This is a genomic window from Curvibacter gracilis ATCC BAA-807 (genome assembly GCF_000518645.1).
Taxonomy (GTDB): domain Bacteria; phylum Pseudomonadota; class Gammaproteobacteria; order Burkholderiales; family Burkholderiaceae_C; genus Curvibacter; species Curvibacter gracilis.
In genome coordinates this window covers 176,820-195,998 of the sequence record NZ_JADZ01000016.1, presented here as the reverse complement: position 1 = coordinate 195,998, position 19,179 = coordinate 176,820, and the positions used below count along the sequence as shown (strand labels likewise).

Sequence of the window (19,179 nt, the reverse complement as noted above, 5' to 3'; positions counted from 1 at the left end):
CAACAGCGCCTTCAGGGAGGATCGTCACCGTGCCCCGCACCGTCACCTACTGGTCTGCCGTGGCCCTTGAACTCAAGGGCAGCCCGGCCTTCGAAGTGCATAACCTGAGCGGGCGCGAAGCGCTGGGCGAGCTGTTCGAGTACAGCGTCGTGCTGCAAAGCCCCGACAGCCCCGACCTGAGCGAGCACGTCACGGCCAACCTGCCCTACAAGCAGATGGTGGGCCGCGAGGCGGGCGTGCGCATTGAGCTGGACGGGGGCGGCCAGCGCGAGATCAACGGCCTGGTCACCCGCGCCCGCTACCTGCGCTCGGAGAACCGGCGCAGCCTCTACGAGGTGACCCTGCAGCCCTGGCTGGCCCTGGCCGCGCGCACCAGCGACCACCGCATCTTTCAGGACCTGGACGTCATCGGCATCACCCAGCAGGTGCTGGCCGACTACCCCTACCCGATGGAGCTGCGCGTGTCCCACAGCTACCCGAGGCGGGTGTTTCAGGTGCAGTACGGCGAGACCGACCTGGGCTTTCTGAGCCGGTTGTGGCAAGAGTGGGGGCTGTACTACCACTGGCAGCACGAGGGCGGCAAACACCGTCTCATTCTGGTCGACGATGCGGGCGCCCACCCGCCCTGCCAAGGCGCGTACGCCACCGTGGCCTACTATGGGCACGGCGCCAAGCTCACCGAAGAGTACTGCCATCAGTTCAGCACCCAGGAAGGCCTGCAAAGCGGGCGCTGGGTGAGCGACGACTTCGACTTCACCCGCCCGCGGGCGCGGCTGCAGCAAAGCAGCGCCCTGCCGCGCAACACCGGCCACCCCGGGCAAGAGCTGTACCGCTGGCCGGGCGACTACGCCGACCCCGACGAAGGGCGCAACCTCAGCCTCACCCGCATGCAAGAGGCCGGCGCACCCGGCAACCGGGCCCAGGGCTCGGGCAAGCTGCGCGGCATCGAGTGCGGGCGCACCTTCACCCTTCAGAAACACCCCCAGGACAAGGCCAACCAGCGCTGGCTGGTGCTCAGCACCACGCTGCAGATCCAGGAAAGCGCCCACGCCTCAGGGCAAGAGGGCTACAGCTGCCACTGCAGCTTTGAACTGCAGCCGGCCAAGCACGTGTTCCGCAGCCCTCAAACCCAGCCCAAACCCCTCACCACCGGCCCCCAGACCGCCATCGTCACCGGCCCGCCCGGGCAAGAGATCCACACCAACGAGTATGGCCAGGTCAAGGTGCAGTTCCACTGGGACCGCTACGGCCAGCGCGACGAACACAGCAGCTGCTGGATCCGCGTCTCGCAGCCCTGGGCAGGCAGCAACTTTGGGGGTATCGCCACGCCGCGCATCGGGCAAGAGGTGATCGTCGACTTCGAAAACGGCGACCCCGACCGCCCCATCATCACCGGGCGGGTCTACAACGCGCTGAACATGCCGCCCTGGGCGCTGCCGGGCAACGCCAGCATGAGCGGGCTGCTGAGCCGCTCCACGCCCGGGGGCACGCCGGGGGCGGGCCTCAAGAACGGGGTGGGGGACGCCAACGCGCTGCGCTTTGAAGACAAGAAGGGTCAAGAGCAGCTGTGGCTGCACGCCCAGAAAGACCAGTTGAGCGAGGTGGAGCACGACGAAGACAAATGGGTGGGCCACGACCGGCGCAAGACCATAGACCACGACGAAACCAGCCACATCCGCAACGACCGCACCGAGACGGTGGGGCACGACGAGCGCATCACGGTGCACAACAACCGCAGCGAGCGGGTGGACCATGACGAGCACATCAGCATCGGAGACAACCGCAGCGAAGACGTGGGCCGCAACGAGACCATCCACATCGGAGGCAACCGCAGCGTGACGGTGGGCGGCGTGAAGACCGAGACGGTGACCTTGGCCAAGGCCGAGACCATCGGGTTGGGCAAGGCGCTGAGCATTGGCGGCGCCTACCAGACCACGGTGGGCGGCTTGATGAACACCACCGTGGGTTTGCAGAAATCCGAGCAGGTGGGCATGAGCAAGAGCACCCAGGTCGGCAAAAGCTACACGCTGGAGGCGGGCGAAGTCATTGAACTGCGGTGTGGTAAGAGCGTGCTGAGGATGGACCAGGCCGGGCGGGTGACCCTCCAAGGGACCGAGTTCCTTTTTGATGCCAGCGGCCCGGTGCAGATCAATGGCAAGGACATCGATCTGAACTGAGGGCGCTGCCATGGAGTTCCGCAACCTCACGCCGTTCGATGCCAGAGCCTTCCCGGGCGTTGACACCCAGGACCGCGAATACCATGTGGTAGCCCTGTGTGTGGGCTATCAACTGCGGCCGAGCCACCCGAGAGCCCCCTCCGATCACCCCCTCAGCCAGCACTTTGATGCCCAGGTGATCGACGATCACCCCCTGGCGCTGTGCCTCGCGGACGAACACTGGGGCGCCCCCCGCAGCACCAGCCTTCGTCGCGAGAGCGACCTGGTGCCGTACAAACCGCGTTGCGACGTGACCGTGATCGGCAAGATCTACGCAGATCGGGCCCGGACCTTGCTGCCCACGCGGCTGCGGCTGGAGCAGGGCCAAGCCGTGCTGATCGATAAGCCGCTGCATGTGACGGGCCCACGCCAATTGGTGCGCCAGGGCGGCTTCGGGGGGTGGATGCGAGAGGCGCTCAACCCCACCCGGGCCTACAGCCTGAGCAGCCCGAGCGCGGTGAGCGAGGTGCCCCTGCGCTACGAACTGGCTTTTGGTGGCGCCAGCGTGGTGGCGCATCCCCAGGCCGGGCAGCCAGGGCAGCCCGACCATGTCATGAACGAGGTCTGTTACCGCAACCCTCTGGGCGCTGGCTGGATGGCGCAAGGCTACTTTGACGCCCTGGGCCGCGCAGGCCAAGACCTGCCACCCACCCTGCGCGCCCCGCAGATCCTGGACGATCGGCAAGACTTTCGTTACTTGGTGCACAGCAAACAGTCCGGTGCCCTGGATGCCGCCCAGATGGCCCAGTTGCGCTACCCCCTGGCTGTTGCGGGTTATAGCCCGCGCGGCAAGGCCTGGGCACCGCGCCTGGCCTTGGCCGGCACCTACGACGACACCTGGCTCGCGCAGCGCCACCCCTGGCTGCCCGTGGATTTTGACTTTGCCTACTGGAACGGCGCCCCTGAAGACCAGCAAATCCCCTTTCCGGACCTCTCACGGGGCCTGACCCTGGTCACTGAGGGCCTGCGCCCTGGATGCGGAAGAATGCGCGTCACCCTGCCCGCACACCGCGGCCTCACCCTCATGCGGCTGGACAACGGCCTGGTGCTGCCCAGCCCCATGCAGATCGACCTCATCGAGCTCGACAACCAGGAAGGGCTGCGTCTGCGCCTGGTCTGGCGCACCGCCGTGCTGCAAAGCGTGGGCGTGCGTGTGCTTGAGGCCCGGTTCGAAACCGACCCTCGCAAGCCCCTCATCAGCCTGCAGCCTTCGCCCCAGTACACATCACCCCAGGCTGGTCTCCCGCGCGGCAGGGCCGGGGCCGGAGGCCGCCATGGCTGAGAACCTGATGGCCCGCCAGCAACGTGGCTGGCTGGTGGTGTGCTCCACCCCTGACGTCTGCAAAACCCCCATGGGCTCCAGCACCCCGCCGGTGCCCTACATGGTCACCGCCCAGTTGAGCACCAGCGTCGATGTGGCCCACAGTGTGCGCAGCAACGGCCACCCGTTGCTGGTGCTTGACCACAGCGAAGTGCCCAGGACACTGGGCGATCAGGCCGGCGTGGCCAAAGGCGGCAAAAGCGGTACGGTGGGTGGCAAATGCTACCCGGCCCAGGCCAGCAGCACAGTGCGCGCCGAAAAGCGCTACCTGGTGCGCCATGGTGATCTGTTCGAGATGAACGCGAGCTGAGCGGCCATGGGCATCAGAAAACCCGGCAACACCCAAGGCCCGGCCCAAGGGCCCGTGAGCCCCGGTGCGTCGCGCGCGCAAGAGGCCAACCCGCCTGCCAAGGCCGAGACCGCGCAAGAGCTGGATCCTATCGACGCGCTGCAACTGGTGCTGGACCTGGCGGGCATGGTGCCCGGCATGGGGGTGGTGCCCGACCTGATCAATTCGGCCGTCAGCCTGATGCGGGGCGACTTCGTCGGGGCCTTGGCCAGCGCTGCATCTGCTGTGCCTGGGGTGGGCGACGTGGCTGGGGCGGCCAAGATCGCCAAGAACGCCGAGAAGTACCTGGAGGCAATCAAGGCAGTGGAGCAAAAGGTGCTGCCCAGGCTGCCTGCAGCCATACGCACGCAACTGCAAGAGCAACTGGGCAAGCTACGTGCCAAGGTCGACGAGTTGCTGAAGAAAGAGAAGGCTCAGGCCAAGCCCAAGGAAAAGCCCAAGGAAAAACCCAAGGAAAAGGCAGAGTCAAAGAGCTCGGATGGCAAGGGCAAGGATGGTGGCCGCAGTGAAGGCAGTGATCGTGGGCGATGTACTTTGCAGCCCAAACGCAAGAAATGCCCTGATGGCAAGACCGGGCACCATGTGGTGCCCGACCACTGCTTTGTCATCCCGCGCAAGCCAGGGGGAGGTCGCTACCCTGGGACCGAGGGCATCACCTACGAAAACGGCTTGGTCATTTGCGTGGGCGGGGCCAACAAGAGTTCGGGTAAACAAGGCGGCTCGATCAAACGGAGCAGCTACAAGGGCAAGGGGCGACTGAGCCGCTGGTTTTCTGATCTGGCCGAGCACGGGCAGATCCATGCGCTGATGGACGTTCGTGAAGCCAAGCTCGGTGCGAGCAAGGCCACACCTAAGGGCACAGCCAGTCTGGGCGAACTGGAAAAAGCAGGCGCCTTCTCAGCAGGGGTGGTCACAGGCTGTGATCCCGAGGACTTGCGGCGTCAGCTGCGGGAGTATCACCGAAGCCATGGCCTGAAGAAAAGCACCCGGCTGCGCGCCGACCCCTACGGCAAAAGCCCGCCAGCGAAGGGGACGCCGATGGGCAAGATCGGCGGGTTGAGTGACTAATTTTCCGAGTAGGAGATTGACTTTGAACGCATTGACTGATTTGAGCGCTCACTTCCTGGATGGTGTTGCGATTGAGGGTGATTTCATATTCATAGCAACTCAGTTGGATGGCTACGACCCACGGCAAATCCTGCACACGCGCATGGTGGCGTATCGACCCGCTGTCCAAGAACTGCCATTTGGAGGCTTTGACCTCATTGACAACATTGTCTCCGTTCATGGTTATCGCGTTTTGCCAAAGGACAAAATGCGATATGCCTGCCTAAGCTGCCATGGCGTGGTCTACTTCTTTCGGGGTAGCACAGGTGAAGTTCGGCCAGAGCAAATTCCCGGCGCTGGCATGCTGGATGGCAATCTGGGCGGGTTGATGACGCATCTGCGAGAGATAGGCGGGCAGTTGTGGGCCTGTGGCCACATGGGGCAGGTTTACCGACGCTTTGGGCGAGATGACTGGCGGCACCAGGACCGGGGTCTGTACGTACACATCGACCCGGATCGTTTCGCAAATGCCGATGCCATGCTGGAGGCGATCAATGCCGCTCCGGTGCTCAACTGCCTGGACGGCAGCAGCGAGCACGATGTGTATGTGGTGGGGTTGCAGGGTTTTGTGGCGCACTTTGATGGCAAGCGTTGGCAGCGTGTGACGCTGAACACCGATGAGCACCTGACCTGGGTGCGCTGCTACGGGCCCGATGAGGTGTGGATCTGCGGCTACAACGGCACGGTGCTCAAGGGCAATGCACGCCAGGGCTTCACCGACGTCAGCACGGTGGACGAGCACCAGACCTGGGTGTGCCTGAGCAAGTACCAAGATCGGGTGTACCTGAGCAACGAAGACGGCTTGTATGTCTACGACGGCCAGCGCATCGAAGAAGTGCAGACCGGGCTGACCCCGGAGCTGCAAGACGGCTGGCGGGTAGACCATGCCGATGGCGTGCTCTGGAGCATCGGCATCAAAGACCTGGCCCGCTTTGACGGCCAACGCTGGGAGCGCATCCACCACCCCGACAACGAGCGCATCGACGAGTGATGGTCCCTTTGGACCTGAGCAACCCCTATGCTCCCTTGGCCCCCAAGTTGAGCGAACAAGATGTGAGCCAAGCCCTGCAAGGTACGCTGCAGGTGGTGGACACGCTGCGCGTGATCGACAAGCGCAACACTGCGCATCCTTGCCCCATATCGGTCCTTGGGTCACCGTTTACAGCGGCTGCCCCCAACGGGTTGCCGCACAGCAAGTTCAGGGGCGATCCAAGCTGGGCAGGCCAATAAGATGCCGTCACGCGTCATCGAAATGGTCACGCAGGGCCAGTGCCAGAGGGCAGGAATGCCGGCGGGCGCAGATCCAGCGCTTGTCCTATGTGCCTGTGGGGTCGGTGTCTTCGGTCCAGCGAGCCACCAGGTCGGGTGGCAAGGCGTGCGTGAGTTCGAGATAGCGTTTGCCCAGCATGCGCTCGGCCTGCGCCAGCAACAGGGCGACCGGGCTGCTGGGCTCGTGTTCTTCCAGCCAGTGGCGGGCCTGACGAAGCTGCTGCCGGAGGGTCTCCCGAGGGTGGCTAGGGGGAGCGGCGTCCGTCTCGGTGGCCCTGGTGCTTGCACTTGGTGGGGCGGGCTCACTGGCGACTCTGAATGGAGGCATGGCGGGCGCTTCATTGGCCAGGGGGAGGGCATCCGGGCCCGGGTCCGCTCCGACCGTTGAGCTTGCGCTCGCATCGGCGCCCTGGCTGGGTGCAGCCAGTTCGGCAAATGGAGCCAGCAGCCGCAGGAGTGGCCCCAGGTCGGGGGCATGCTCTCCCAGGTCTTGCTGCGCCCATTGCTCGATCTGGCGCGCATGGATCGCGATGGCCTGCAGGGCCAGCACGGGCTGGTGGTGGCGGTGCAGCAGGTCTTGCAACTGCTGCCGCACCTGTTCTGTCGGCAGGGACTCGGGGTGGCGCGGTAGTTCGAATGCCCGTTCGACGTCACGCACGCTCAGGCGCTGGGCATGGTGGGTGCTGATGGTGACCAGGCGCAGGTCGGCCAGCAGCCCCTCCGGGTCGGCCAGGCTGGCGAGGGCGTTGGCACGCACGGCGGGGTCGAGTTCGCCTTCGATCCGGTGCTGTGGGTGCAAGGTGTCCGGGTAGGTTCTAAGCAGGGTCTGCAGCATGTCGAGGATCTCGAGCAGCCCTGGTGCTCCGCCCAGCCGGGTGCGGCAACGGGCCAACCAGATGAGCAGGTTCAAGTCTTTGCTGCGTTGGAGCAGTTGGCGGCACTGGCGCTCCACGTCACTCCAGTCGGGGGGCGCGGGTCGGTCGACGAAGTCGCCGTATTGGGCTTCGCTTTGCGGCTCCAGTCGGGCCGCCAGGGCCGCGTATTCGGGCTCGTATTCGAGGTTGGGGCCACAAGGTTCGCGCTCGCTGATGGGGCGACTCCATTCGGGGGGCGGGGGCTGCCGGGCTGTGCTCGGTGATGGCTTCTTGCGGCTGGAGGCGGTGCTGGCGTCGGGTTTCATGATGCTTGGGGCTTGTGAGTTCTGGCTGTCCCGGTGGGGTGCTGGGGGGGGGTGTTGGCTGAGCCCATCAAGCTGCGTTCGGGTTCAAACACCATGCCCAGGATCGCCTCGTCAGCCGCAGGGGCGGTGGGGGCTTGATCGACCATCCAGCTTGACCAGCCCAGGCGGGCGGATCCACCCAGTCGGGTGGGGTGGGCGTCTTCACGGCGCAACCGCAGCGCGATCTCCCAGAGGTACTCGAAGCCGACAAAGGCGCGCACCCATTCAATCAGCGCGGGCAGGTCGCTGCCGTCATCGGCGCCCTGGGGGGTGAAGCGCAGGTATTGACGCAGGTCCAGCGGTCCGAGGATGAGGCGAAAGCCGTGCTGGCGGTCAGGCACGACTTCTCCGGCCAGGGCGCCCTTGCCAAGCAGCGAGGAGTGCCGGGCCAGGCCGATGAGGCAGGTGTCCTTGGCTTCGATGGGGATCCAGTGCAGTTGGAACTCTTGCAGGGTCACGCCGATGCCGAAGTAGTGGGCCAAGGTGGCCACCAAGCCGTCGGGGTTGCGGGCCTCGCGAATCCTATGGGCCACGGACGACCAGCGTGCGTGGGGCGGGAGCGGGCTCTCAGGTACTTCATCGACTTCGTCTCCACACAGGCGGGCGATGTAGGGCGTGAAGGTCTCGGCCTGGGGGCGGTCCAGGCCGGCACAGGCTTGGGCCTGGGCCCAGGCCCGGTAGAACAGGGTCAGGTAGCGGTGATGGAAGAGATCGAGAAAGTGACTCAGCGTGGCGTCGCGGCGCGCCTCGGTGCGTTCGCGCACGATTTCCGTGACATGCAGCGGCAAGGGGCCATGGGGGCCCAGCATGCCCAGGCCAAACAGGCGAATCACCGCTTGGCCGTCGCGGACGCTGATGTCGGCGATCTCCCGGGGGGCGAAAGCCAGCGAGGCTTGCTGACCGAGTCTGAAGGGTTCCTGCTGCGGCCGCTGGCTTCGACCGATGGGGGGCTGCTCAGGGTGCTCGGCGGCGAGCAGGCGCATCAATGGAAGAAAGCCGTGTCGCCAAGGGGCTTGTGCCGCTCGGGCCAGACGGTCTGGCAGGCCCTGGCGAGGCCGGGAGGTGGCTGTGGGGGCTTCTGAGGGCGCGGTGGCGGGCGGCTGCAGGGGCCCACGATGGCCGTTGTTCATGCCACACCTCGGGTGCCCATGCGCACGGGCCAGCGGGCGATCTCGCCCCGCTGCATGGAGTGGAGCACTGTTTCTGTGAAGGTGTTGATGGCCACATGACGGGCTAGGTAGTGTTCCAGCAGCAGGCCGAACAGGTAGGGGCTGGTGCCCGAGAAGCCTTGCTCGTCCAGGGTCAGGGTGCATTCGATGCCGCGGCCATAGACCAGGGGGCCGCTGCCAGGCAGGCGCCGGGTCACGGCTTGGATGCGGGAGCCAATCAGGCTGTCGATCTGTCGGTTGGCAACATCGTCATCGGCCCGGACGTACAGGCGCAGCATGTCGCGCAGGGCTTGTGCCCCTTCTCGATGAGGCATGTCGGACAAAGGAAGGTGGTTGAAGTTGAGTTGTCTGATCAAGCGCCAGGCGAGTCCGTCGCTGGCAAAGGCCGGTTGAGGGGCGGAAGGCGGCCGGATGAGGCCGACGCCGGCCAGGGGGATCGAGTCGGTTGGGCGAAGGTCTGTGCGGCCGTTGCGCGGAATCAGGCGCGGCAGGTCGCGGTTGGTGAGCAGGGCTTGTACGCTGAGGTAATGCAGGTGTTCGGGATAGGGCGCTTCGCGCTGGTCAACGAGTGAGACGAAGACCTCAGACCCGATGTAGGGCGTGCGGGTACCGTACCGCCGCGTGGAATCTGAAGGCAGGCGGGGCTCGCGCCGCAGCGAGAAATAGCGGCCGTGGTTGCCTTCATCTTGATGCAGCGTCTGGTACAGCGCCCGGAACTCGATGGACTGGGCGGTGGCGTTCTGCTGGCCCTGAATGGCGCTGACGGAATGGACTTCGAAATCCAGCGGGCGAGACCGATCCGGAACCAGGTGGTGCTCGATGTCGTGCGCATTGATTTCAAGGCGATCGGTGCGACGGGGGAAGAGGTTGATCACCGGGGTGCAGAACAGCGCGAACTGCCGGGCGTCCACCAGGCCGCTCAGGCTGCCGGGGGAGCGGTTGAGCGCAATCACGATTTCAGCTTCCGGGCCCTCTACCCGCGCCAGGCCTGGCGCAAGCTGCTGCAGGGTGAGGAAGTAGAACCGGCTTGGGCAGGCGAAGCCTTCGTGCAGCAGATTGTGGCCGTGCAGGCTGTTCCAGGGCTGCGGCAGCAGCGATTCGTCTGGCCCCAGGCCCTGGTGTACCAGCGCCTGCTCGGTGACTGCGTGCGGGTGTTCACCGAACTGACCCGGCGCGGCCGTGAAGCTGGCGACCGAAGCGGTATGAAGAAGCTCGAAGAGGTGGCTGGCGATCTGTTCATCGCCCGAGAGATACAGGCACAGGCTGTCCAGGCCCTTGAGATCGGCAAAGGACACGCCGCCCACGGTGCGCAGGCGCAGCCGCAGCGCCCCGGCCACATGGACATGGGCCGGCAGGTGGCGTTCCATCGCCGGGATGTCAGGGGGGGCACCAGTGAGCCGGGCTTCCTGAAGGCTCAGAGGCCAGAGTTGCACGTCTTGACCGGTGCGGAACTCGCAGGCGGTGACTTCACCGTCCGGCACATGGCTGAAAAGCGCGGTGCCGCGCGGAACCCGATAACCTTTTGTGAAGTCGCCCTCGGTGCTGCTGGGGTGCATCTGTGCCACCGCCATCGAAGGGGTGGGGCAGACATAGTTGGGGTACAGCACCTCGAGCAGCCGCTCGGTGAAGCGGGGAAACTCTGCATCAAGCTTCAGCCTCATGCGTGCGGACAGGAAGCAGAACGACTCAATCAGCCGCTCGACATAGGGGTCTGCGATCTCGATGCCTTGCATCCCCAGCCGTCGTGCGACTTTGGGGTGCATGCGGGCGAATTCGCCTGCCATCTCCCTCATGTACACAAGCTCTTCGTTGTAGTAGTCCAGCAGATGAGGGTTCATGGGGTGGCTTTGAGGCTGAGTTGGATGTGGCTGGTTTCAAGGTCGATCGAGCTCTGGACGCAAAACTCGACCGGGTAAGGTTGGGCATGCAGGCTGGCGCTGATCTCGAATGACAGCACGTTGTAGTGGTTTTGGGCCAAGGCTTGGCCCAGGGGCCGTATGACCAGGGTATCGGGAAGCAGTCGGGGTTCGAAGGCCAGCACGGCGTGACGGATTCGGCGCTCAATGTCGTTCCAGGATTGGCCGCTGACATAGCTGCCGGCCATGGGGGGCAGGCCGTAGTTGAGAACGGAGTCGGCCACTTGGGCGTGTCGCAGGGGATGCAGCAGGTCTTCCCGGTGGGTGGTGTTGAGCAGGTGACTCAGGTCCCGTTGAACGATGTGCCGCAACTGGGCCCGGGTGACGGTGTAGTGCTGTGGGGTTTCGTTCGGCTGGTGGGGGGCATCGTCGCAAAGGCGATCCAGCAGGGTGGGAAGGTACTGCCGATGCCAAGGGCGTCGGGCGCCATCCCCCCCCCCTTGTGAGGGCAGGGTACGGGACGCTGGATGCAACAGCCCAGGATCTTCGGTCGATGGGGCCGGCGAGCCGGCGGCTTGGGGGCAGGCAGGGGTCATCGCTGGGTCCGAACGATGGCTTGTTGAGGTGAGCATGCAGCCTGCAGACCGACAAGGCAATCAAGTGTTGGCGACTGGCGCCCATGTTCAGCCCGAGGCCGGGGTGCGGACGGGCTTCGGGTGGCATGGGATGGGCGACCATGGCATGGAGGCCACACCTGTTTGAGATGCACAAGGCCTGCGTGGCCGGTGCGTGTGGACGTTCGCGCATGGAGGAGGTCGTGCATGGAGTACCTGGTGCTGTGGCGCATGAAGTGGACGGGGTGATGGTTGTGATCACGTCAGGGGCAGGTTAGGGGCGCCGATCGAGTGGCCCGGTGGCGTGGGCCTGGCCTCGGGTTGGCGAGGTGGGTAAGCGGGGGGAGGCAATGCACTGTCGGCCGTGACAACATGGTGTTCGCGCAAGGTCAATGTCGGCAGGGTGGCTTCATCGGGCGCCGTCATGGGGGGTGCAAACAAATGAAGAACCGATACCGGCGGATCGGGTTGGAGCAAGTCTTGTGCACCCAAGGGGTCCAGCCCAGCCATCACGTCGTCAATGGCCACTCTGTCACCCAGAAGGGTGTACAGGCTCTCATAGTTCGCTGCGCGGTGGGTCAGGTCTTCCATCGCGCCTTTGTCGGATGGTGCCGCTGCCAACAACTTGCTCCAGTCTTGAGCATCGGGTGGCGCATGGGGCTGGCGGATGTATTGCCAGTAGGCTTGGTGCAAACGGCCCAGAAGAAGGTGGGCGGGGGTGTGCGGGTTGTTTTCAAGGTCTGAGAGGCCTTGCTGCGTGGCAACATCCGTGGCTGGCGCTGGGCTGTTGTGATCAGGCCAGGCGAGTGGGGCACTCAGGTTGTCATGAATTGTGGGCCCGTCGTTCTGTGTGGAGGGCGACGGAGGCGCCCACAGATCCGTCAGTTCGAATGTGTCCAGGGATGGCGCGGCCGAGGGGGGCTGGTGAGGCATGGTGCGGTGGTTTCAATGGGGCCACAAATCGTTCAGGCCTGTCCCCGTGGCGAGACGGGTCCCTTGCAGGTCGTGCTGCCAGAAGGCGGATCGGGAAGGGGTGCTCCAAAGGCATTGAGGCCAATCCTCCCAAGGCAGTCCAACCGAGAGCGCCTGGAGTTGCAGCTCAGGGGTGGCATCCCCCAAACCGGTGCAGACCTCGAGCGTCGTCTGCATTGCCGTGAGTGACGGGGTGGTTTGGGGCTGTCCCAACCACTGCGCCCATCCCGGTGCAAACAGTCGCCAGAGATGCCGGACTGCTTGCGGCAGGGGACTTCGGGGCGGCTTGGCCTGAGGCTGGTAGCAACTCAGAAGGGCGCACAGCGCGTACAGCCATGCTTGTACCGGGTTGGAGGTCGGCGATCCGAAGGGCTGCAGGTGCTTTTCGAGCCAACGACGGTTGCTGAGTTGGTAGATGATCAAGGGCTGACGCTGCCCATGCGGGCCTTCCCAGCAGATCACGGCACCCGTCAGGAAATGTTCTGTGGCCATGGGCAAGGTACCTGGCGGCAGGATGAAGGCCACAGGTTCCCAGGCCTGCTCGCGAGCCTGGGTTGGGGGCTCCAGATGAAACCAAAGTTGGCTTGCGTTGCGTGAGGGCTTGCGCGCTCTTTGCTGGCCCCTGGGCCACTGGCGTGCTTGGGTTTGATCGATCCACCAGTGTTGCCAGGCACGGGCTTCACCGGCGAACGTTTCAAGGGCGACGGGGTCGGCTTCTCCGGGCAGGTGACCCCAGATGGACGGCTCGGACGCATGAGCTACCCAGTGCCATCCAGGGATGTTCATCTTGGCTGGAAGTCTCATGCGCGGCCCGGGCATTCAAATCCATGCAGCAGGTCGGAGCCCAGCGGGTTGGGCAGGCGTCCTGTTTTGATGTCTAGCACCACCCGGCGCCCGTCGAACAAGTACTCAACGCTGGATCTCCCGCTGCTGGCGCTGCCAACCAGTCGACCGCGCTCCAGCAGTTTGAGCAAGGCCCAGGGGCCACGGGTGATCAAGGTCGAGGTTTCCGGCCGGATGCGGGGGCTGGCTGCCAGTTCGGCCGCACTGCCTCCCTGGGGCCCAGGCCACGTGAAGGGCATGGTCTGGATAGGACCATGGACATAGCGATGCGCTTGTCCATCGACATGGATGGCCAGTTCGAGGATGCTGGGATCGATCTCCTGTATTTTCAGATCAAGCTTCCAGGCCATCTTCTTGGCACCGGCGTCTCGAAAGAAGACATCACGTATCTGGCTGACCCGGGCAAAGAATTCCGGGTTCGGCCCTTGGGTCGCCAGAAGCTTGAGCAGTTCTCCATTCAAGGTCGGCGCATTGCCGGCCGGCCCGCCAGGGGCGGAGGCCGTTGAAGAGACGCCGCTGTCTCCTGTCGGCCATTGCAGCGTGGCCACCGTCTTGTAGCGCCAGGGGCGCAGGCTGGTGTCAACATAGGGCGCCAGGTGCTTTTTGAAGTAGTCGTCGACCAATCCGTCAGCGGCAAACAGGGCATTGAAGTCATCGATTGGGACTTCCTGGGCAGGCTCATCGTTGAGCTGGGGCAGTGCAAACGGATAGCGACCCTCAATGGTCTTCTTGCAAGGTTCGACCACCTGTTGATTCAGCTGGTTCAGCAGTCGTTCCAGGTGGTTTTGCGCCTGGGCTCGCAGCAGTCCTTCGGCCCCTTTCCCAATCTTGTCGGAGCTGCCGGTCGCCAGGTCTTTCAGAATCTCTTTGAAGGGCGCTGGCAGGCGGGCCGCTTCGGTTCGCATGCGCGCGCCAGGGTCCATCAGTCCGGGCGGCAGGGTATTGGCCGCCAGCGCCGTTTCGGCCACGGCCAGGCTGGTGTACAGCTCATTGATTAGCCCGGCGATGGAGTCCAATGCCGGCTTGCCGGTCGGGTTGCCGGCCATGGCACCGGAAGCCGGCCAGACCGCTTCTCGTGTTGGGGAGGCGGTGTCTGCCTGTCCGGTGACGACTTCACGCAATGCAGCGAACTGACCATCGACCAACTGCCTTTCCAGCTTGGCTTGGGGTCGCAGCCCGAAGTTCTTCTTCAACTGTTCCGCCTGCTTGTCCAGTTGCTCTGCGGCTCTGTCGAGGTAGCTTTTCTCTGTGTCGGATGAGAGATCGAGGGGGCGCGTGAGCGTGGTCTCCTGAACGGCGGCCCGGGCCAGTCGAGCCAGCGGCGAGTAGGGCGCCGCCAGTTGACGCAGGACTTCGAGGTCAAAGGAAAGTGTTCCGCCCGTGACGGGCGCAATGTCTTCGAGAAAGTCGCGCCAGTGCTGCGCATAGTCACTGAGGTACTGTCGGCGAACGTCTTCGACCAGAGGGGAAACGACTTGTGCAGCGTGGAGCGCGGAAACCTGTCCCACCAGGCCTGCGGCGGCTTGAGGGCGCACCGGACCGGGGCTTCCCATGACCCATGCGTCCTCCTGGGCCAGCTTTCCGACCAGCGCTGGCAGCTTGCGGGCAAGGACTTCGTGGTAGCCCTTGTAGGTGTACAGCCCTGGGACGCCACGCTCCAATGGCACACCAGAGCGACGCACGAAGATCATGCCGGCCTGAGGGCCCACCACCCTGGGCAGGGTGAAATCGGGCGGCGCTTCTGCTGCGAGATCGCTTTTGATCCGCTCGTAAAGACGCGCGCTGGTGTTGCTGCCGTCCAGTTGATCGCGCGCACGTTGGATGAGGGCTTCGTTCTTTCGCAGCGGTGAGTGCACCACGCGCTGCCCATCGAACAAGCTTGTCAGATGGTGGTTCAGAGCCGTTCTGGCTTCCATCGTGTTGATGCCATCATGGTCTTGCCAGTCAGCCAGAACCCAGGCCCTCACCTCGTCGGCTCGGAAGTGGTTGCTGTCGTACAGCATCAGATAGACCCTCAGGGCAGAGAAGATGCGCGCTTCGTCCCGATCGACCACCGCCTGGGAGAGCGCATTTTCGATGCGTCGGACGATCTGTGGCAGCAGCATCTGGTCTTGAAGGTGTTCATAGGTCTGACGGGCTGCCACGACGACAGGTGGAGCGGCATACAGACCGTACTGGTAGCTCAGCGGCGGGGCTTGCAGATCCAACTGCCGGTGGTTGGCCAGACTCTCGGCCTGATTCAGGAGTCCTGGCACGTCATCCAGCCGGAACTTCTGGAACAGGCGATGGACCTGTTCCGCCAATACCTCGGTCTTGTTGTCCACGTCTGCCAGATAGGCCTGGTTGTTCCGGTAACTCAGCAGCAACCCGACTCCCAACCACAGCCCGGTCACGAGCAGCAAGGCATGGCCCAGCAGTCTGATGATGCGGTGGCGGAACTCCCATGTCAGGTTGGGTCTGACCAGATGCCCTTCTCGGAACACGACTTGTTCCAGGACATCCTGGATAAAGTAACTGCGGTGGGTGGTGATGTGCTGTGCGCTGGAATCGGGCCGCGTGTCTGCCTGCCTAACGCCGCTTTGCGTCGGCAGAGCTTCGTCGGTGCCGCCCGCTGAGCCTTCGGGCAGATGCAGTTGCCGGATCAGCGTGCTGGGGTCTGCCGCCACCTGCTTGCCATCCTGGCGGGCGCTGCTGAAGTACAAGCCACGCAGGCCCGCCCGGTCCTCGGTTGCATCAAAGCGTGATGTCTGGAAGAGGTCCTCCACGAACTGAACCAACATCGGAACGAGGGCCTTGAACTCTTGAGGCAGCGCATACAGGCGTTGTCGACGCTGCAGATCGAATTCCTCTTGCAGGCGTGTCGGGAGTCCGTTCTCAAGGCGTTCGCGCAGGGCTTCCAGTTCAAGCTTGACGTTCTGGCCCAAGGGGCTGGGGCCACCTGCGTTGTCTGAGTCGTCCATGGCACGTCCGGTCTGCAGCGGGCGCCATGGGCGAGTTTCCTCACGCCACGGCAGTGTCGTACCCCAGATCTGTCGCCTTCCTTCAGAGGTCAGTGCACCGAAGTACTCTGCAAAGCCTGTCAATTGGTCCGCCTTGGTGAAGAGCAGGTACACCGGAAATCGGATGCCAAGGTCTTGTCGTGCCTCTGCCAATCTGGCGCGCAACGAAGCCGCCAGCTCGGTGCGCTGCGATGCCGAGGCAAGCAGCAGCGATTCCAGAGACACCGTGACGATCATTCCATTGATCGGCATCCTGGGGCGGTGCTTGCGCAGAATGCCCAGGTAGCCTTGCCAGAGCGCCGGGTCCTGGGTCGGTGCAGGGCTGGCCGAAGTCTGTGGCGTGGCGTCGGCGTCAGTGCCTGCCGATGGCAGGGGCGGGATGGGAGTATTGGGGGGCGTCGATGGCGTCGGGCAAAGCCGGGCCGCAGTGTCGATCAGCACGGCTTCGTTGCTGAACCACCATTGACTGGATGCGGTCGGGCTGATATGTCTCAAGGTCCGGACCGCGTCGCTCATCTGCTCGGCCAGGGGAAAGCGGCAACCAGAGTTGAGGACAGCAGAGGTCTTGCCGGAGGCCGACGGACCGACCACCAGGAACCAGGGAAGATCGTAGAGGTGGCGCTGGCGTTCAAACAGGCGCCGGTAGAGCCGTGAGATCCCTGTGCCTGATGGATGACGCATGCGGCGCAGTTGTTCGATGCCCTGTTGCACGCAGAGATCCAACGCGAGGACTTCTTGCTGGGTGGGGGTCGACGTCTTCGACTCTTTGCGTTGAAGCCAGCGCAGCAACGAGCCGTCGCCCGCTACCAAGGCCTGGTAGAGCCGGGACAGGCCGTGAAGAAGATAGACCAGAAGCAGCGAGCCGATCAGGCCTGCTCGTACCCAGGCAGAGGACAAGGGCATTTGAGCCCCGAATGAGAGCAATGGGCCCGCATGCCAGATGAGGACCGCCAGGCTGATCACCCCCAGCAGCAAAAAGGGTCCATGGGCCAAAAGGCAGAGCAACCAGCACAACAACAGCAGCGTGAACGTCACCCTCAGTTCAAGGCTTTGCAGGGGATGAAGGCCGCCGAAGGCCAGCAAGGGGCCGAGAAGCCAGATGCCGAGACAGCCGATGACCAGTGCCAGCACGGCCAATGTGTAGCGTGAAAACAGGGCGCGAAACGCACCGGCGAAGAATGATTTCATTGGGGGTCCACCACAATCTCGACGCGTCGGTTGCGAGCACGGCCCGCGGCTGTTGCGTTGTCGGCGACGGGCTGCCGGTCTCCTGCACCAAGGACCCGTATACGTTCTGGATCGACCTGTTGTCGCTGAAGGATCCCGGCGACTGCCTTGGCGCGTTCCTCGGCCAGGCGCTGGTTGTCCGGGAAGGTCGGTGTGGCAATGGGTTGGTTGTCGGTGTGGCCGATGACGGTGACGCGGCCGGCCACTTCGTTGATGCCCGCAGCGACCTTTGAAATCATCGCCAGGCTTTGCGAACTCACGTCGGCCTGCCCTGGCGCAAACATGTCGTCTCCTCGGAAGGTCACCAGGCTGCGCAGGTCGGTTTCGTCGACACCCACCTTGCCCGCGGCGATGTCGGAGGCCAGCAGTTCGCGCAGACGCAGTTGGGCGGGGGGGCGCATGGCCTTTCCGATGCCTCGGATGTGTCTTTCGACCCCTTCCATTTCGCCAAGGAGTTGGTATTTTTCCCAGCCGAACAGGCCCGCGAGCATCAGCAGCAGGGCAGATGCGGTCATCCAGATCGGCACGCCGCGCAAAGGGCGTAGCGTTCGGCCATCGGGGGCTTGCCAATGGGGTGAAAGCGCACGAGGCAGTGTCTCTCGGGCCTCCGTGATCAAGGCATGCAAGCGGTTGCGTATGGTTTCCACCATTCGGTGGCCATCGGACTGGGTGCGGTAGTGGCCTTCGAAGCCCAGGCCCAGGACATGAAGCATCACCTCCAGAACTCGAAGATGCTCTTGGGGGTTGGCAGCCAAGCGGCCGATGAGCAAGAAGACCTTCTGTCCCCCTTGACCTTCCTGGTGGAAGGTCTGCAACAGGGCTTGGCGTGACCAGGGGCCTGTGCTGGTATCGGTGCCACCCCCCCAGGGCTGCAGGCTGGCTGCTTCGTCAAGTGCCGTGCACAACGCGTATCGAGCCGCCAGCATGTGGTCGCGTCGCAGGTTGGCTTGCTCGCACAGACGTGAGAAGGTGCGGATTTCGATCTCAAGCAACTGGCGAAGCTGCGTCAGCCCGCCATCAGGGAGCCGCGCCGGCATCTCTGACAAAGCCCTGAGCAGCGGGGCTGCAGCTGCCAGCAGCGGATTCCGGGCGGTCAGAACGGCACCCAGTCGTTGAGTGGTGTCTGTGGGGGCGGGCTGGCTCCTGGCCGGATCCGGAACATCGCTCAGCGAGGTGTCGGCGGCCCCCCAGCCTGTGAAGGTGTGACCTCCGCTGGTGTTTTGTGTGTGGGTGATTTCAGGTTCGAGTGTGGACTGGCCCTGCCTGTGTGCTGTTGAGTCAGTCATGTCGCCGTTGTGTTCTGTTTATTGGGTTTGCCATTCTTTCCGTCCGGAAAAATACGACGTCTGGCGGCTTATCGCCCATTTAATGCCGCTGGTCATAATTGATATTTCGGGCATTGAACATATTAGAGGCGATAGCGGGTGGGTGATGATTTTTATTGCAAGATAGGAAATCAATGGTAATTTGCTGTCGTTTCATGGGGCGCTTGTTCTATATTTGTCGCAGATTCAATATTTCATGAGGGTGCCGTGGTAGTGCTCAGTTCTTCCCCATTGGTGGCAATGCCTCATTTGATGATTTTTTAAGGTGCAATATGTATTTTTTGTTTTCTCGAATCCCATTGTTCGAAAAATGCCCAGGTATCAGGGTGTCGTGATGAAGGTCTGAGGGACCTACCTATAGGTGCCAGCTCCCCGCCCAATGTCTGAAATCAGCGTTGCCTGTCATTTGTGAACAGCATGTTTTGATGAAGGCCTTGGCTTTGATTGGATTGGCTATTCCAACCCGGGTTGCAATCGGACGCAGGCCCCGTGCACTTCAGCAATTGTTTGACCCAGATATGGGCCTGACAGCTTGGCCTTTGGAATGCAAAGCGCTGGCATTGGCCTGAGGTATTCAAATGTGATATTTGAATGGACCGCGTTGGCGTTGACGACTTATGTCAGGGTGATCCAATCCGGCTCGCTGGCATTGAAAGGGTGGCGGCGCTATGGGGCGCTTGGGGCTGTGAATTT

The 19,179-nt window shown here is 63.6% G+C and carries 13 protein-coding genes; 5 read left to right on the top strand and 8 right to left on the bottom strand.

Annotation, left to right across the window (positions count from 1 at the left end):
- From L880_RS0114805 to L880_RS0114785, 5 genes are all read left to right on the top strand, one after another.
- Positions 1-2,177 (top strand): type VI secretion system Vgr family protein (locus tag L880_RS0114805; RefSeq protein WP_342669175.1); only part of this gene is annotated, 2,177 nt, incomplete at its 5' end.
- A 10-nt stretch (positions 2,178-2,187) separates the two neighbouring features.
- The gene (locus tag L880_RS32465; protein WP_051443320.1) at positions 2,188-3,498 is read left to right on the top strand and encodes a DUF2169 family type VI secretion system accessory protein; all 1,311 of its coding nucleotides are present in this window, start codon (positions 2,188-2,190) and stop codon (positions 3,496-3,498) included.
- Positions 3,491-3,847 (top strand): DUF4150 domain-containing protein, encoded by a 357-nt coding sequence (locus tag L880_RS0114795; protein WP_027476340.1) that lies wholly within the window; start codon positions 3,491-3,493, stop codon positions 3,845-3,847. The genes L880_RS32465 and L880_RS0114795 overlap by 8 nt, the downstream gene beginning before the upstream one ends.
- 6 nt (positions 3,848-3,853) lie before the next feature.
- Positions 3,854-4,954 (top strand): hypothetical protein, encoded by a 1,101-nt coding sequence (locus tag L880_RS0114790; RefSeq protein ID WP_027476339.1) that lies wholly within the window; start codon positions 3,854-3,856, stop codon positions 4,952-4,954.
- Between the two features lie 517 nt (positions 4,955-5,471).
- Positions 5,472-5,984, top strand: a complete 513-nt coding sequence (locus L880_RS0114785; RefSeq protein ID WP_157462895.1) for a beta propeller repeat protein — start codon at positions 5,472-5,474, stop codon at positions 5,982-5,984.
- Between the two features lie 324 nt (positions 5,985-6,308).
- On the opposite strand, the gene L880_RS0114780 is transcribed toward L880_RS0114785, so the two are convergent.
- The 8 genes from L880_RS0114780 to tssL form a co-directional block, all read right to left on the bottom strand.
- Positions 6,309-7,442 (bottom strand): type VI secretion system protein TssA, encoded by a 1,134-nt coding sequence (locus tag L880_RS0114780; protein WP_051443319.1) that lies wholly within the window; start codon positions 7,440-7,442, stop codon positions 6,309-6,311.
- Entirely contained in the window at positions 7,439-8,611 is a 1,173-nt protein-coding gene (gene tssG / locus L880_RS32460; RefSeq protein WP_084461323.1) for a type VI secretion system baseplate subunit TssG, read from the bottom strand. Before tssG ends, L880_RS0114780 begins: the two co-directional genes overlap by 4 nt.
- Positions 8,608-10,488 (bottom strand): type VI secretion system baseplate subunit TssF, encoded by a 1,881-nt coding sequence (gene tssF / locus L880_RS0114770; RefSeq protein WP_027476336.1) that lies wholly within the window; start codon positions 10,486-10,488, stop codon positions 8,608-8,610. The genes tssG and tssF overlap by 4 nt, the downstream gene beginning before the upstream one ends.
- Positions 10,485-11,102, bottom strand: a complete 618-nt coding sequence (gene tssE / locus L880_RS0114765; protein ID WP_084461321.1) for a type VI secretion system baseplate subunit TssE — start codon at positions 11,100-11,102, stop codon at positions 10,485-10,487. Before tssE ends, tssF begins: the two co-directional genes overlap by 4 nt.
- A 276-nt stretch (positions 11,103-11,378) precedes the next feature.
- Positions 11,379-12,053 (bottom strand): TagK domain-containing protein, encoded by a 675-nt coding sequence (locus L880_RS36810; protein ID WP_157462893.1) that lies wholly within the window; start codon positions 12,051-12,053, stop codon positions 11,379-11,381.
- A gap of 12 nt (positions 12,054-12,065) precedes the next feature.
- A complete protein-coding gene (locus L880_RS35650; protein WP_157462891.1) occupies positions 12,066-12,878 on the bottom strand; it encodes a hypothetical protein in 813 nt (270 codons plus the stop codon).
- Between the two features lie 14 nt (positions 12,879-12,892).
- Positions 12,893-17,122: a type VI secretion system membrane subunit TssM gene (gene tssM, locus L880_RS0114750; RefSeq protein ID WP_027476332.1), complete on the bottom strand. Its 4,230-nt coding sequence runs from the start codon at positions 17,120-17,122 to the stop codon at positions 12,893-12,895.
- The gene (gene tssL, locus L880_RS32455; RefSeq protein ID WP_425389187.1) at positions 17,119-18,330 is read right to left on the bottom strand and encodes a type VI secretion system protein TssL, long form; all 1,212 of its coding nucleotides are present in this window, start codon (positions 18,328-18,330) and stop codon (positions 17,119-17,121) included. The genes tssM and tssL overlap by 4 nt, the downstream gene beginning before the upstream one ends.
- Between the last annotated feature and the right edge of the window lie 849 nt (positions 18,331-19,179).

Bases quoted from the DNA above. Each gene is read 5' to 3' on its own strand.
- L880_RS36810 (WP_157462893.1), bottom strand. From the start codon at position 12,053: ATGCCTCACCAGCCCCCCTCGGCCGCGCCATCCCTGGACACATTCGAA.
- L880_RS0114795 (WP_027476340.1), top strand. From the start codon at position 3,491: ATGGCTGAGAACCTGATGGCCCGCCAGCAACGTGGCTGGCTGGTGGTG.
- tssF (WP_027476336.1), bottom strand. From the start codon at position 10,488: ATGAACCCTCATCTGCTGGACTACTACAACGAAGAGCTTGTGTACATG.
- L880_RS32465 (WP_051443320.1), top strand. From the start codon at position 2,188: ATGGAGTTCCGCAACCTCACGCCGTTCGATGCCAGAGCCTTCCCGGGC.
- tssM (WP_027476332.1), bottom strand. From the start codon at position 17,122: ATGAAATCATTCTTCGCCGGTGCGTTTCGCGCCCTGTTTTCACGCTAC.
- L880_RS35650 (WP_157462891.1), bottom strand. From the start codon at position 12,878: ATGAACATCCCTGGATGGCACTGGGTAGCTCATGCGTCCGAGCCGTCC.
- tssE (WP_084461321.1), bottom strand. From the start codon at position 11,102: ATGACCCCTGCCTGCCCCCAAGCCGCCGGCTCGCCGGCCCCATCGACC.
- L880_RS0114780 (WP_051443319.1), bottom strand. From the start codon at position 7,442: ATGAAACCCGACGCCAGCACCGCCTCCAGCCGCAAGAAGCCATCACCG.
- L880_RS0114790 (WP_027476339.1), top strand. From the start codon at position 3,854: ATGGGCATCAGAAAACCCGGCAACACCCAAGGCCCGGCCCAAGGGCCC.
- L880_RS0114785 (WP_157462895.1), top strand. From the start codon at position 5,472: ATGCTGGAGGCGATCAATGCCGCTCCGGTGCTCAACTGCCTGGACGGC.
- tssG (WP_084461323.1), bottom strand. From the start codon at position 8,611: ATGAACAACGGCCATCGTGGGCCCCTGCAGCCGCCCGCCACCGCGCCC.